The following is a 14,551-nucleotide window of genomic DNA, read 5'->3' on the forward strand; positions in this document are numbered from 1 at the left end:
AGCCGGTTCCCGTGGGAGTTGTGCAGATGTCCGTCGAACATGGCATCCATACCATCGACACCGCGTTCCAGCGCGATCATTTCGATGCGGCGTACCTCATCGTGCAGGACGGCCGAGGCGCCTTCGTCGACTGCGGCACCAGCCATTCGTTGCCGAACCTGCTGGCCAGCGTGGCGCAGGCCGGGTTGCAGCCGGCCGACATCGATTGGCTGATCCTGACCCATGTGCACCTGGACCATGCCGGCGGCGCGGGTGCGCTCATGCAGCAGCTGCCCAATGCGCGGCTGGTGGTGCACCCACGCGGCGCGCAACACATGATCGATCCGGCGCGGCTGATCGCCGGTGCCACCGCGGTGTATGGCCAAGCCGAGATCGCGCGCAGCTACGGGCAGATCCTGCCGGTGCCCGCCGAGCGCGTGGTGGTGGCCGAGGGCGGGCACAGGGTGTCGCTGGCCGGCCGCACGCTGGAATGCATCGACACGCCCGGGCATGCACGCCACCACCACTGCATCTGGGATGAGGCCAGCCGCAGCTGGTTCACCGGCGATACCTTCGGGCTGTCCTACCGCGAGCTGGACAGCGCTGCCGGCGCGTTCATCGTGCCGACGTCCTCGCCGGTGCAGTTCGAGCCCGAGGCGATGCATGCCTCGATCGAACGCTTGATGGCACGTCGCCCGGAGGCGATGTACCTGACCCATTACGGGCGGGTGGTTGATACCGCGCGACTGGCCGCGGAACTGCATGAGCAGATCGACGCGATGGTGGTGATCGCCCGTCGCTGCGATGGCCTGCCGCAGCGGCACCAAGTGCTGGTGGACGCGCTGGCCGGCCTGTATGTGGCACGGTTGCGGCATCTGGGCAGTTCGCTGGACGAGAACGAAGTGCGGCGCGTGCTGGGCATGGATATCGAGCTCAATGCGCAGGGATTGGCGTGCTGGCTGGACCGGGACAAGCGCTGAGGTTTTCTGGGGGAGGCGTGCGGGGATCTCGCGGCACGGTGACATGGGATGGAGTTCGGAGGACTGGCTTGTGCTGCGAACCGCGCCCCCTCCCCTTGGCCTGCGGCCAAGGGGAGGGGGCGAAAAGCAGCGTTCACGGTGATCTGATCGAACGGCATGAACTGCCTCCTCCCTTTTGCGAAGCAAAGGGGAGGGCTGGGGAGGGGTGCTGTTGGCGGTGTTCGATGAGGACCGAAGGGGTAACCGCTTCGCGGCCGAAGCCGCTCCTACTCATTGGGGTTCTTCCTACGTAAAATCACCGGTTCTGCCTGTTGCTGGTACCTGCCGTGAACCCGATGCGCATCCTGCTGCTCTCGTCCTGCCTGTTCGTTGGCGGCATCGCCAATGCAGCCAACGACCTGCCCGGCGGAGGCATCAATCCGGAGGCGCTGTCGCAGCACGTCCGCGTGCTGGCCTCCGATGCGTTCGAAGGACGCGCGCCGGCCAGCAACGGAGAGCAGCGCACGGTCGACTACCTGGTCGAGCAGTTCACCAAGGCCGGCCTGCAGCCCGGTGGCGCCAACGGCAGCTGGGTGCAGGAAGTGCCGCTGGTGCGGGCGACCGTCGATGGCGAGGTGGCGGCCAGCCTGACGCTGGGTGGCAAGACGCTGCCGCTGGTCAACGGCGAGGACATCACCCTGCAGAGCCTGAGCCCGTTTGGCGTGGTGGACCAGCAGGACGTGCCGCTGGTGTTCGTCGGCTACGGCATCTCCGCACCGGAGCGGCATTGGGACGACTACAAGGACCTGGACCTGAGCGGCAAGATCGCGGTGGTGCTGATCAACGACGCCGACTTCGAGGCCGAGCAGCCCGGTGCGTTCGATGGCAAGGCGGTGACCTACTACGGCCGCTGGACCTACAAGTTCGAGGAAGCCGCGCGGCGCGGTGCCGAAGGCGTGCTGATCGTCCACGAGACCGCGCCGGCGGCCTATCCATGGGCGACGGTGAAGGCATCGGGCACCTCGCCGCTGTTCGACATCGAGCGCAGCCAGGACGATGCATTGGCGGCGCACACGCCGGTGCGTGGCTGGATGCAGCGGGCATTGGCCGAGCGCATCTTCAGCGCCGCCGGGCTGGACTTCGAAGCGGAGAAGCGCAAGGCGATGCGCGCCGACTTCCAACCGGTCGCGTTGGGTGACGCGCGCCTGTCGGCCAGCTTCTGGGTCAAGCGCGAGCGCGTGGTCAGCCGCAACGTGGTGGCCAAGCTGGAAGGCGCCAGCCATCCGGAAGAGTCGGTGATCTTCTCTGCGCACTGGGATGCGTTCGGCATCGGCCAGCCCGATGCGAATGGCCAGACCGTGCGCCACGGCGCCATCGACAACGCCACCGGCGTGGCCGCGGTGCTGGAACTGGGCCGCGTGTTCGCCGCCGGTCCGCGCCCGCAGCGCAGCCTGTACTTCGTGGCGCTGACCGCCGAGGAGAAGGGCTTGCTGGGGGCGAGCTACTACGCCGCCCACCCGCTGGCGCCGCTGGAAACCACGGTGGCGGTGCTGAACATCGAGATGTTCAGCCCGGACGGCGAGAACGCCGACATCGCCACCTGGGGCAAGGGCCGCGTCTCGCTGGAACAGGACATCGACCGCGTGGCCAAGGCCCGCGGCCGGCGCTGGTCGCCGGACCCGAACCTGGAAGCCGGCTTCTTCTACCGCGCCGACCATTTCGCCTTCGCCCGCAAGGGCGTGCCAGCGATCACCGTGGGTGCCGGGCTGGACAAGCTCGACGGCGGCGTGGCCGCTGGCCGCGCGCTGCGGGATGCCTACTTCGCCAAGTGCTACCACCAGGCCTGCGATGCCTGGTCACCGCAGTGGGATGGACGTGGCCTGGCCGCCGACACCCTGCTGGTCTACGACCTGGGCCTGGAACTGGCCAACAGCCGCCGGTGGCCGACGTGGGAGAAGGGCGCCGAGTTCGAGGCGGCACGCGAAGCGAGCGACGCGGCGCGGCGCTGAGGCAGGATTCGCACGTCATTCCCGCGTGCGGGAATGACGTAACCCGACGGGTTTCTCACTTCTCCCTGAAGGCCAGGGCCAGAGCTACCCCTCCCCAGTCCTCCCCTGCTGCGCAAGGAAGGGGGCGGTTGTGCGTGGTCGGTGAGATGGCGGCGAAGCCTGCTTTTCGCCCCCTCCCTTCCGCGAAGCAGAGGGGAGGGCTGGGGAGGGGGTGCTTGGGGACGTGCAGGGGAGCGCACTCCTCTTCACTCCTCCCTTCATCCGCGGGTGCCATCCAGCCAATTGGGTCCCTTGTTCTTCAGGAAGAACACGTACACCACCAGCGAGACGGCGATCACCGCGGTGACGTAGATCGCGAAGGTATCGACATGGCCTGTCTTCAACGCGGCCTGGTACAACAGCGGCGCGGTGCCACCGAACAGCGAGTTGGCCAGCGCGTAGCCAAAGCCCACGCCCAGCGCACGCACGTGGGTGGGGAACAGTTCGGCCTTCACCACCGCGTTGATCGAGGTGTAGCCGGTGAGGATGACGAAGGCGATGGCCAGGGTCATGAAGGCCGCCAGCGCATCGTGCTGCTGCGGCAGCTGGGTGACCATGTACCAGGTGTAGAGCACGCCGCCGACGCCGAAGAACACCAGCAGGCTCTTGCGGCCGATGCGGTCCGACAGCCAGCCACCGAGCGGTTGCAGCACCATCAGGAAGGCAAGCACGCCCAGGTTGATCAGCGTGCCGGTCATCACGTCATCGCCGGCGAACGCGCTCTGGATCATCTTCGGCCCGTTCACCGAGTAGGTGTAGAACGCCACGGTGCCGCCGGCAGTGATCAGGAAGCACAGCAGCAGCGGACGCCATTGGTGCACGAACAGCTCGTACATGGAGCCGGAGGCCTTGGCGCGGCCTTCCCTGGCGGCTTCGATGGAATCGGCGGTCAGTGATTCATCCATGCTCCGGCGCAGCCAGAACACCACCAGCGCGGCGATGCCACCGATGCCGAATGCCACCCGCCAGCCCCAGGCCGAGATTTCCGGCTTGTCCCAGAAGGTGAGCATCAGCAGCAGGGTGAGCTGGGCCAGCACGTGGCCGCCAACCAGGGTCACGTAGTGGAACGAGGACAGGAAGCCACGCCGGCCGGGCAGGGCCGCTTCGGACATGTAGGTGGCACTGGTGCCGTATTCACCGCCGGTGGCGAAGCCCTGCAGCAGGCGCGCGAACAGCAGGACCAGCGCTGCGGCGCCGCCGATCTGTGACGCGGTCGGCGTGATGGCGATCAGGAACGAGCAGCCGGCCATCACCGACACCGAGACGGTCAGCGCTAGGCGCCGGCCATAGCGGTCGGCGAAGCGGCCGAAGTACCAGGCGCCGATCGGGCGCATCAGGAAGGTGGCGGCGAAGATCGCCCACACGTAGATCGTGGAGTTCTTGTCAGCGGCCGAGAAGAACTGTGATTCAAAGTAGACCGCGAACACCGAGTAGACGTAGACGTCGTACCACTCGACCAGGTTGCCGGCCGAGCCCTTGAGCGTGTTGGAGATCGAGCGGCGCAGTGCGGCATGGTCTGAACGCGCCGGGGTGACGGTGGAAGTGCTCATGTCGGGTGATGTCCTCGCGTGCTGGCCGGGGGCCGCTCCGTTGCCGGTGCCGGACGGAGGGGCGCCGCCCACCGTACCGCAAGCCGCCGCCGGGCGATGTAATGACTTGGTAGGGGGGCTGGGCGAAAACAGCATGCCGTTTTCCGTGCTGATAACGCGCGGCCCGGTGTCCTAGAATCCGTGTTCCCCTGATGGTGGTATCTGCCCCATGTCTTCACCTGAAACCACGTCGGCTGCTCCGCGGAGCGGCCTTGTCGTCTTGGCATTGTTCCTGGTCTACGTGGTCTGGGGCTCCACCTACCTGGGCATCCACCTGGCGCTGGAAAGCGGGTTGCCGCCGCTGTCGGTGATCGCCGGCACGCGCTTCGTGCTGGCCGGCAGCCTGCTGTACGCGTTCCTGCGCTGGCGCGGCGTGGCCGCGCCCACCGGTGCGCAATGGAAGACGCTGGCGGTGATGGGCGGATGCCTGCTGTTCCTCGGCAACGGCATGGTGGTGCTGGCCGAGCGCGACGTGTCGTCCGGGCTGGCTGCGGTGGCGGTGGCCTCGGTGCCGTTGTGGATGGCGCTGTTCTCGGCCTTCCGTGGTGACACGGTGACGCGCGGGGAGTGGCTGGGCATCGCGATCGGCTTTGCCGGCGTGGTGTGGCTCAATGCCGGCAGCAGCCTGACCGCCACGCCGACCGGCCTGGTGCTGCTGCTGATCGCGCCGCTGGGCTGGGCGTTCGGCTCGATCTGGTCGCGCGGACGCGACCTGCCATCGCCGTTCATGACCGCCGCCGGGCAGATGCTGTGCGGCGGCGTGATCCTGGTCTGCGCCGGCCTGCTGCGCGGCGAGCACTTCAACGGCTGGCCGAGCGTGAAGGGCGTGCTGTCGGTGGGCTACCTGACCGTGTTCGGCTCCATCGTCGCGTTCACCGCATACGTGTGGTTGCTGCACAACGTGCGGCCGGTGCTGGCCAGCAGCTATGCCTACGTGAACCCGGTGATCGCGGTGGCGCTGGGCATCTGGATCGCGCAGGAGCGTTTCAGTGCCTCCGATGTGGGTGCGATGGCGGTCATCCTGGCCGGCGTCGTGGTCATCACCCTTGCCCGGATCCGTCGCGCATGAGCTCGTCCGACTACCGCAATGGCCTGTGGGCCACCACGTTCGCCTTCGTCATCTGGGGTTTGTTCCCGTTGTACTGGCACCTGCTCAAGCAGGTGCCGTCGGACCAGATCATCGCCCACCGCATCGTGTGGAGCGCGGTGCTGCTGTGCAGCCTGTTGTTCGCGCGCGAGCGCCTGGGCTGGCTGAAGAAGATCTGGGCGGTGCCGCGCACCTTCTGGCTGCTGGGGCTGGCCAGCGTGGTGATCGGCTTCAACTGGAGCCTGTACATCTGGGCGGTCAATGCCGGGCACGTGGTCGAGACCAGCCTGGGGTATTTCATCAACCCGCTGCTGAGTGTGCTGCTGGGCGTGGTGGTGCTGGGCGAGCGGTTGGGCCGGCTGCAGTGGCTGGCGGTGGGCCTGGCCGCGCTGGGCGTGGCCTGGCTGACCTGGCAGGGCGGGCGGGTGCCGTGGATCGCGATCGGGCTGTCGATCTCGTTCGCGTTGTACGGCCTGCTGCGCAAGCTGACCGCGGTGGAGCCGGTGTCGGGCATCGGCATGGAAAGCCTGTTCCTGTTCGTGCCGGCATTGGCCTGGGTGCTGTGGGCCGAGGCCGGGCATGGCGGTGGCTTCACCGGGACCTGGGGCTGGGGCACGCTGGTGCTGCTGGTCGCCTCCGGTGCGGTCAGCGCGGTGCCGTTGATCGCCTTCACCTACGGCGTGCGGCGCATCCCGTTGAGCGTGGTCGGCCTGTTGCAGTACATCGGCCCGACGCTGCAGTTCCTGTGCGGCGTGCTGGTGTTCCGCGAGCCGTTCGGCATGGCCAAGCTGGTGGGTTTCGCCTTTATCTGGGCCGGGCTGGTGGTGTTCGCGCTGGCCGGTTGGCGGGCCGCGCGCAGGGTGCGCGGGTAATGGCGAGGAAGGCGGTGGGAGCGGCGTAAGCCGCGAAGCCGATACGCCAATTGCTGCAGGCATCGCTGCCATTGCAGGCTGTCTCGCTTCAGCACCAGCGCGCATGAACACCCCCTCCCTTGCGCAGCGGGGGAGGGTTGGGGAGGGGGAAGTGCGTCGTGGCGGATGCGCTGTCGGCTTCGCGGCGAACGCCGCTCCTGCCGGTGGTCAACCCAGCGGCTGGGGCGTTGGGCAGTGGCCGTGTTCGCCGGCGTCGGCAAACCAGTCGTTGACCACGCCGGACAGCCGGTCCAGCCGCATCGGCAGGGTCAGGTGGTCCTCGCCTTCCACTTCCAGGTAGTGCGCGCGGGGTGCGGCAGCCGCCAGGGCGCGGCCCTGTGCGACCGGGATGTGCTCGTCCTGGCGGCCATGCACCAGCAGCACGCAGGCCGGCACCTGCGCCAGCGCCTGGCCGACATCGACGCGGTCCAGGTCCAGGCCCAGCTTGCGGTCGGCTGCGGCGATGGCCTGGTCCAGGCCCTTGCCACCGTACTGCCAGCGCGCCAGCGGCAGGGCGACATAATCACTCCAGCGCTCGGCAGGCTTGGACAGCATGTGCGGCACCATCGTGCGGATCGCCTGGCCGGCATTGTCGAAGGATTCCATCGCCACCACGCTGCGCAGCTGCGGGCCCAGCTCGCGCGCGGCGAAGATCGCCGTGGCCGCGCCGTAGGACACGCCGAGCAGGTGTACCGGGCCTTCGATCTGGCCTTCGGCCTTCAGCGCCTTCAGTGCGGCCACGACATCATCGGCCTCGCGGGTGCCGTAGCCGGACGGTGCGTGCCCGGAGCGGCCATGGTTGCGCAGGTCCAGCGCCACGGTGCGGTAACCCTGCTGGGCCAGCTCCAGTGCCCATGGCAGCAGCGAGCCACCGTCCATCATCCAGCCATGCAGCAGGATCACCGTGCCGCGCGCGGGTTGGCCATGCGTGGTCGGTGCCGAAGCCTGCAGCGAGAACTCGGGGAAGCGTTCACCCTTGCCGAGGTAGCGGTAGTCCATCCGGTAGTCGCCCGGGTCGAACGACACCCAATGCAATGCCACGCCATCGGCACCGCTGACGCGGCCCTGGTGGTGGGGTACGCGCGCGAGCAGCGCATCGATGCGTTCGGTGGGAACCAGCGGCGAGGTGCCGCCCGGCGCGGCCAGGCGTTCACTCAGCGACAACGAGGGGACAGGGTGGGAGAAAGCAAAGCCGGCCAGCATCACGCAGACGCCGGCCAGCGCCAGCGAGCGGAGCATGGCGGGATTCCGGAAGTGGGAGGCTGCACACCGTAGCGGCATTGCAGCGGCGCAGCTACCGCACCGCGATGACAGTCTGATGACCGTTGTGTGGTGTTGGGGTTGCGGCAGGGGCGTACCGGCTGTGGCGGCCCTCATCCCAACCCCTCTCCCGTGGCACGGGAGAGGGGCGTTGGATCAGCCTTGCTGGATCAGAAGCGCTGCTGGTACTTCATGTACATGAAACGACCGATGTCGAAGCCACCGTAGTAGGTGAAGCTGCTGTTCGGCTGGCTGTACATGATCGGGCCCTCGTGCTTGAACACGTTGTTGACGCCCAGCGACACGGTGCCGTCCCACGGCAGGGCATAGCGCACCTGCAGGTCATGGAAGGTGTTGGAGCCCAGCTTGCGGCTCGGCTGCATGTCCGTGTACGGCGACTGGAAGTCCGGCAGGTTGCACTCCGGGCCGCCTTCCAGGTCGTAGGAGCACTTCTCCTTCATGCTGGAGGTGTAACGGGTGGTCCAGCTCGCGCCGAAGTTGCCGTTCTGCCAGTCCAGGGTCAGGTTGGAGCGCACCCGGAAGTTGCCTTCCCAGCCGGTGAACTGTTCCACCGGGGTGGTGTCCACGTTGTCGCTCTTGCGCGAGAGGTAGTCCACGTAGGTGGTGTTCCAGCGCAGCGACAGCTGGCCGAACGCCATTTCCGGCAGGCGGTAGCGGACACCCAGGTCATAGCCGGCCGTTTCCTGGTAACCGGCGTTGTTCAACGAACGGTTCATGCCGCTGACCTGGCCCTTGTTGGTGCCGGAGGTGTAGCGGGTGAAGCGGTCGCAGGCCGAGGCGATGCCCTGCACGTAGCACTGGTTGAGGATGTCCGTGGCCGACTCGCCGACGATGACGTTGTCGATGCGGATCTTCCACCAGTCCAGGCTCAGGTCCAGGCCGGTGACGAAGTCCGGGCTGTACACCAGGCCGACGGTCCAGGTCTTGGCGGTTTCCGGCTTCAGTGCCGCATTGGAGCCGGAGGTGAAGTCAGTCACCGCCTGCACGCCGGAGGTCGTGGCCAGTTCGCCGTCGCCGGTCTTCTGGCGGAAGTCGGCACCCATGCCGGCGGCGGTGCAGCGTGCGGCCACTTCACTGTTGCGTGCGGCGGCGCCGAAGGAGCGGTCACACGGATCGGTGATGCGGTCACGGGTGGTGACGGTGCCGCCGTACAGGTCGTCCACGGTCGGTGCACGGAAACCGGTGCCGTAGGTGGCGCGGACCAGCAACGTGTCGACCGGCTTCCACTTCAGGCCGAACTTGCCGTTGGTGGTGCCGCCGAAGTTGTCGTAGTCCGAGTAGCGGCCCGCCAGGTCCAGCGACAGCTCGCGCACCATCGGCAGGTCGGCCAGCAGCGGCACCTGCAGCTCCAGGTAGACCTCGTCCAGCGTGTAGTCGCCGCGCGTGGGCAGGCCACTGGTACCGGCGATCTCGCCCTTCTGCACCATCAGGTCCGGCGTGTAGCTGGCTTCCTCGGTGCGGTGCTCCACGCCCATCGCGGCCATGATGTCGCCGGCCGGCAGGGTGAACAGCGAACCGGAGATGTTGGCGCTGACCACCTTGGTGGTGCTGTGGATATCGTCGACGAAGCTCTTGAACAGGTAGTCACGCACGGCGGGGTCGCCGCTGAGCGATCCGGGGCTGTTGCTGCCCATCGGCGCCAGCGGATTCCACGGCACGCAGCCTTCGATCACGTTGCCCACGCTGCCGCAGCGGGCCACGCCGTTGCCGTCGATGAAGGACGGGCCGACGGCCAGGTTCACGTTCGGCTGGTACATGCTCTGCAGGGTGCGACGCTCGCCCTCATTGCGGTTGTACATGTAGCTGACGTTCCAGTCCCAGAGATGCGAACCGGTCTCGAAGCTGCCCTCCAGGCCCAGGCTGGCGCGCTTGGTGGTCAGGCTGTTGTTGGTCGCCCGCGGGAACTCCTCGGTGCGGTGCGAGAACAGCACGTCCTTGCCCCAGTGGTTGAACGCACTGTCGGCCGAAAGCGCGGCGCGCGAGCCATTGGCGGCCTGCGCGGCCGACACCGAGTACGGGTAGCCGGCCAACTGCTTGATCGATTCACGCTCGCTGTACAGCACGTCGGCGACCACGCGCAGGTCGTCGGTGATCTGGAAGCCGGCGTTGGCGAAGGCGGACTTGCGCTCCAGCGAGGAGAGCAGGGTCATGTTGGTCTTGGTGTTGGCGTAGGTGGCCGGGTCACGCGGCTTGAAATTCTCCACCTTGGACGGATCGCCGCCCGGGCCGACGCTGAGCACCTTGCCATCGACGGTGACCGAGCCCCATGCAGTGGTGCCGTTCAGGCCATCACCGGGGTGGTAGGGGCCGTTCGGGTAGGCGGTGAACGCGCGCGCGCCGCCCAGCACCGGGTCTTCCTTGGACTTCTCGGCGCCGACGCTGAACCAGCCGCGCTCGAAGGTCTTGCCGAAGTTGGCGCTGTAGGAGCGCTTCTGGCCATCGCCTTCGCCGTACTGGCCGACGTAGGCGCTGGCGTTGCCGCCGTCGAAGTTCTTGCGGGTGATGACGTTGATCACGCCGGCGATGGCATCGGAGCCGTACAGCGCCGAGGCGCCGTCGGTCAGCACTTCAATGCGCTCGACGATGGCCGAGGGGATCGAGCCGACGTCGGAGTAACCGCCGGCGCTCACGCCCATGCGGCGGCCGTCGATCAGCACCAGGGTGCGTTCCGGGCCAAGGTTGCGCAGGCTGACGAACATGCCGCCATAGTCGCGGCCGGAGGACAACGCCGAGGCACGGCTCAGCGACGGTGCGCCGGCGGCGGTGACGTCCTGCAGGATGTCGGCGACGTTGACGTAGCCCTTCTTCTCGATTTCCGCGCGGGTCAGCGCGATGACCGGCTGGGCCGTCTCCACGTTCGCCTGGCGGATGCGCGAACCGGTGATCTCGATGCGGTCCAGCGTGGTGGTGGACTGGTTGGCATCCTGCGCGAATGCAGGAGCGGTGCAGCTGCCGGCGATCGCCAGGGCGATCGCGGTGCGCAGCGGGTTCGACTTCAAAGACATCTCTTTCGGTTTTCCTTTATACCTACTACGAAAAAAGCGCCCGGCTGGGCGCTGTGACAGATGCATCACCGTTGGGGGAGGGACGCAGCATCCGCCATCACAGCTACGCCGCCCGCCGGGTACCCGGCGGGCGCGCATGATGAACCAAATGGATGGATGCGTGAAGGGCGGGTTTCCGCCATGCCCACCTGCCGTGGTGGCAGGGGGGCGTTCATCGGGCAGACGGGTTGTCGTGCCGGCGCGGCTCAGGTCTCGCGCAGCGCGGTGGTGATCGGCAGGCGCGCCGCACGCAGCGCCGGGAACAGGCCACCCACCAGGCCAATGCCCAGCGCCCACTTCAGGCCGCTCCACAACAGTGGCGGGGAGACCTTGAACTGGAACACCACCTGGCTGAAGTTGCTGCCCAGCGTGGACACGGTGAAGTTGTTGAAGGCCAGCCAGGCGATCACCCCGCCGAGCAGGCCGCCGAGCAGGGCCAGCAGCATGGTTTCCAGCATCACCGCGGTCACCACCGGTACGCCGCGGAAACCGATCGCACGCAGCGTGGCGATCTCCCGTGCGCGCGTGGCCACCGCCGCGTACATGGTGTTGAGCGCGCCAAACACCGCGCCTACCGCCATGATCGCGCCGATCACCGTGCCCAGCACCTTGAGCAGCTTGTTCAGGCCGCCGCCCTGCTTGCGGTAGTACTCGGCGGTGGTTTCCACATCCAGTTTCAGCCGCGGGTCTGCGGCCACCGCGGCCTTGAACGCCTCGAAGCCCTGCTTGCCGTCGGTCCGTATGCTGATCGACTGCCACGCACTGCGGTCGTAGGTACTGGCCAGCGTCTGCGCATCGGTCCACAACTCGGACTCGTGCGAGTCGCCGGATTCGAAGATGCCCACCACCGTCCATGCCTGGTTGCCGAGCGTGAGCGTCTTGCCCACCTCCAGTCCCTGGAACTGCTTCTGCGCCCCGCGGCCGGCGACGATCTCGCGCAGGCCGGTGCCGAACGCACGGCCCTCGACGATGTGCACCTTGTCGTGCACCGCCCAGGCCTGCTCGCCGACGCCACGGAACTGCGCGTTGACGTCGGTGCCGTCGCTGCGCGAGGTCAGGTTGACCACCTGCGAAAGCTCCGGCGACACCAGCGGACGGCCCTTGTCACCGCGCGCCACGCCGGGCAGGGTTTCCAGCAGCGGCACCTGCTCGCGGGTGATGACCGAGTTGGTCTCGGCCTGCGAGCCGCCGCGCAGCACGATGGCGGTGCTGTCATCGCCCGTGCTCTCCAGCGTTGCCTGGAAGCCCTGGCCCATGGCGAGCATCGCCACCAGCACGCCGACCACGCCGGCGATGCCGATCACGATCACCGACGAGGCCCCCCAGCGCTGCGGCAGGCTGGCCAACCCGATCCGGGTCGCCGCCAGCGCCAGGCGACCGCTGCGGGTCAGCACCAGCCACAGGGCGATGACCACCACCAGCACCGCCACGCCCACCCATGGCAGGGCGATCCAGATGCCCAGGCCAGCGGCCAGCAGCACGATCACCAGCGCATTGGAAAGAAAGTTCTTCATGTCGTTCTCCTCAGCGCCCGGCCAATGCGTCGACGATCTTCAGGCGCTTGGCACGCAGTGCCGGCAACACGCCCACCACCAGGCCGATCACCACGATCAGGCCGGCACCCATCATCCAGGTCTGGGCAGGCACGTGGGGCGGCAACAGCCCCATCGTCTGCGGTGCCATCACCGGCAGGGCCAGCGCAGCCAGGCCGAGTCCGATCACGCCGCCCAGGCCGACCAGCAGCACCGCCTCGATCATCACCAGCATCAGCACCGTGCCGTCCTGGAAGCCCAGCGTCTTCAACGTGGCCAGCTCGGGGACGCGCTCACGCACCGCCTGCGCCATGGTGTTGCCGGTCAGCAGCAACAGGGTGAAGAACACCGCGCCCATGATCGAGGTGACGATCATGCCGATGTCGGCGAACTGCTTGATGAAGGCCTGCTGGAACGCCGACTCGGTCTGGCTCTTGGTCTCGTGGTCGGAGTTGGCCGAGATGGCGTCGATGGCCTGGGCCACGCGCGAGGCGTAGTCCGGGTTGTCCAGGGTCACCGTGTACCAGCTGACCTGGTTCTTGATGTAGTCGTTGGATTCGTCGAAGTACTTCCAGTTCATCATCAACTGGCGTTCCTCGTTGCCGGCCACCGCGCGGTCCTTGGAGCGGAACGTGCCCACCAGCTGCAGCGGCCAGTCATTGCTACCTCCGCGCGGGAAGATGGTGGCCTGCAGCGGGATGGTGTCGCCGATCTTCCAGCCGAACTGCTTGGCCAGCGACTCGCCGACGATCGCGCCGGTGCGGGTGTTGCGGAACGCCTCGATCTGGTCCTTGGGGACTTCCAGCTCGCTGTAGATATCGAAGTAGTTGGGGGCCACCGAGAAATTCGGGAAGAAGTTCTTCGGGTCCTGGTAGATGCCGCCGAACCACATGCCGTAGGTGGTGTCACGAACGCCCTCGACTTGGCGGATCTGGGACTCCAGCCGGATCGGCAGCGACTGGGTGATGGACAGGCGCGAGGCGACGATCAACCGGTTGGCACCGGCCACGCTGGCACCGCCGGTGTTGAAGGCCACGCGCACCGAGTCGAGCATGCCGAACAGCAGGAAGGCGGTCACCACCGAGAGCAGGGTGAACAGCGTGCGGGTGCGGCTGCGGAACAGCTGCGCCCATATCAGCGAAAAATACTTCATGGCCGGGCTCCTCAGTGCACCGGGGCGTCGACCAGCTCGCCCTTGTCCAGATGCACGGTGTGGGTGGCGTACTCGGCGGCCTTGGGGTCGTGGGTGACCATGATGATGGTCTTGCCGTGTTCGCGGTTGAGCAGCTGAAGCAGGCCCAGCACTTCTTCCGCGCTCTGGCGGTCGAGGTCACCGGTGGGCTCGTCGCAGATCAGGAAGGTGGGGTCGGAGACGATGGCACGGGCGATGGCCACGCGCTGCTGCTGGCCGCCGGACAGTTCGTTGGGGCGGTGGTCGCGGCGTTCGGCCAGGCCGACCAGGGTAAGCGCGATCTGCGCGCGACGCTTGCGGTCGGCAGCGCTGAGGTTGGTCAGCAGCAGCGGCAGTTCCACGTTCTTCTGCGCGGTGAGCATGGGCATGAGGTTGTAGAACTGGAACACGAAGCCGACGTGGTGGCTGCGCCAGGTGGACAGTTGTCCGGCGCTGAGCTGGTCGATGCGCTGGTCTTCGATGTTGATCTCGCCGCCGCTGGGGGTGTCCAGGCCGCCGATGAGGTTGAGCAGGGTGGTCTTGCCGGAGCCGGACGGTCCCATCAGGGCGACGAAGTCCCCGCGTTCGATGTCCAGGTCGATGCCGTGCAGGACCTGTACCTTTTCCGGTCCACGCTGGTAGGTCTTGGTGATGTTGCGCAGGGAGACGAGGGTGCTCATGGGTGGTCCTCAGCGGTGGAGTGGGCGTCGGCAGCAGTGAAGTGGATGTGGGCAGCAGTGGAGCGGATGTAGGCAGCAGTGGAGCGGGTTGGGTCAGCGATGGTGATTGGCATCCCCTCTCCCGTCCTGCGGGAGAGGGGCAGGGGTGAGGGCAGCTGTTGCAGTTGCAGTTGCAGTTGCGAGTGCCGTTGCTGTTGCTTCTTCCCCTCCCTTTGCCAAAGGCAAGGGGAGGGCCAGGGAGGGGTGCCGTTGCTTTGGCTTTGGCTTTGG

General features: G+C 67.3%; 10 protein-coding genes. 4 read left to right on the forward strand and 6 right to left on the reverse strand.

From position 1 onward, the window contains the following. Positions 1 to 26: 26 nt before the first annotated feature. Both ATCM_RS01285 and ATCM_RS01290 read left to right on the forward strand, forming a co-directional pair. A complete protein-coding gene (locus ATCM_RS01285) occupies positions 27 to 959 on the forward strand; it encodes an MBL fold metallo-hydrolase (protein ID WP_132862480.1) in 933 nt (310 codons plus the stop codon). A 335-nt stretch (positions 960 to 1,294) separates the two neighbouring features. Next, a complete protein-coding gene (locus ATCM_RS01290; RefSeq protein WP_132866032.1) occupies positions 1,295 to 2,947 on the forward strand; it encodes a M28 family metallopeptidase in 1,653 nt (550 codons plus the stop codon). 257 nt (positions 2,948 to 3,204) lie between these two features. Here the strand turns inward: ATCM_RS01290 and ATCM_RS01295 are convergent, their stop codons facing one another. Then, positions 3,205 to 4,536: an MFS transporter gene (locus tag ATCM_RS01295; protein WP_132862481.1), complete on the reverse strand. Its 1,332-nt coding sequence runs from the start codon at positions 4,534 to 4,536 to the stop codon at positions 3,205 to 3,207. Between the two features lie 208 nt (positions 4,537 to 4,744). Here ATCM_RS01295 and yedA point away from each other — a divergent pair, with 208 nt between their 5' ends. After that, positions 4,745 to 5,644 carry a drug/metabolite exporter YedA gene (gene yedA / locus ATCM_RS01300; RefSeq protein ID WP_132862482.1) on the forward strand — a complete coding sequence of 300 codons (900 nt, stop codon included), beginning with the start codon at positions 4,745 to 4,747 and terminating at the stop codon, positions 5,642 to 5,644. Next, the gene (gene rarD, locus ATCM_RS01305; protein WP_132862483.1) at positions 5,641 to 6,534 is read left to right on the forward strand and encodes an EamA family transporter RarD; all 894 of its coding nucleotides are present in this window, start codon (positions 5,641 to 5,643) and stop codon (positions 6,532 to 6,534) included. The genes yedA and rarD overlap by 4 nt, the downstream gene beginning before the upstream one ends. Positions 6,535 to 6,741: 207 nt before the next feature. Here rarD and ATCM_RS01310 read toward each other — a convergent pair whose 3' ends face one another. The 5 genes from ATCM_RS01310 to ATCM_RS01330 all read right to left on the reverse strand — a co-directional run bounded on the left by ATCM_RS01310 (position 6,742) and on the right by ATCM_RS01330 (position 14,281). Then, entirely contained in the window at positions 6,742 to 7,812 is a 1,071-nt protein-coding gene (locus ATCM_RS01310) for an alpha/beta fold hydrolase (RefSeq protein ID WP_132862484.1), read from the reverse strand. Positions 7,813 to 8,003: 191 nt separating this feature from the next. Continuing rightward, positions 8,004 to 10,859, reverse strand: coding sequence for a TonB-dependent receptor (locus ATCM_RS01315; RefSeq protein ID WP_132862485.1), 2,856 nt, complete (start codon positions 10,857 to 10,859; stop codon positions 8,004 to 8,006). Between the two features lie 245 nt (positions 10,860 to 11,104). Continuing rightward, positions 11,105 to 12,412, reverse strand: coding sequence for an ABC transporter permease (locus tag ATCM_RS01320; RefSeq protein ID WP_132862486.1), 1,308 nt, complete (start codon positions 12,410 to 12,412; stop codon positions 11,105 to 11,107). Positions 12,413 to 12,422: 10 nt separating this feature from the next. Next, positions 12,423 to 13,583: an ABC transporter permease gene (locus ATCM_RS01325; RefSeq protein ID WP_132862487.1), complete on the reverse strand. Its 1,161-nt coding sequence runs from the start codon at positions 13,581 to 13,583 to the stop codon at positions 12,423 to 12,425. A gap of 11 nt (positions 13,584 to 13,594) precedes the next feature. Further along, a complete protein-coding gene (locus tag ATCM_RS01330; RefSeq protein ID WP_132862488.1) occupies positions 13,595 to 14,281 on the reverse strand; it encodes an ABC transporter ATP-binding protein in 687 nt (228 codons plus the stop codon). Positions 14,282 to 14,551: the final 270 nt, after the last annotated feature.

This window comes from Stenotrophomonas sp. ATCM1_4 (genome assembly GCF_004348115.1).
Classification (GTDB): Bacteria; Pseudomonadota; Gammaproteobacteria; order Xanthomonadales; family Xanthomonadaceae; genus Stenotrophomonas; species Stenotrophomonas capsici.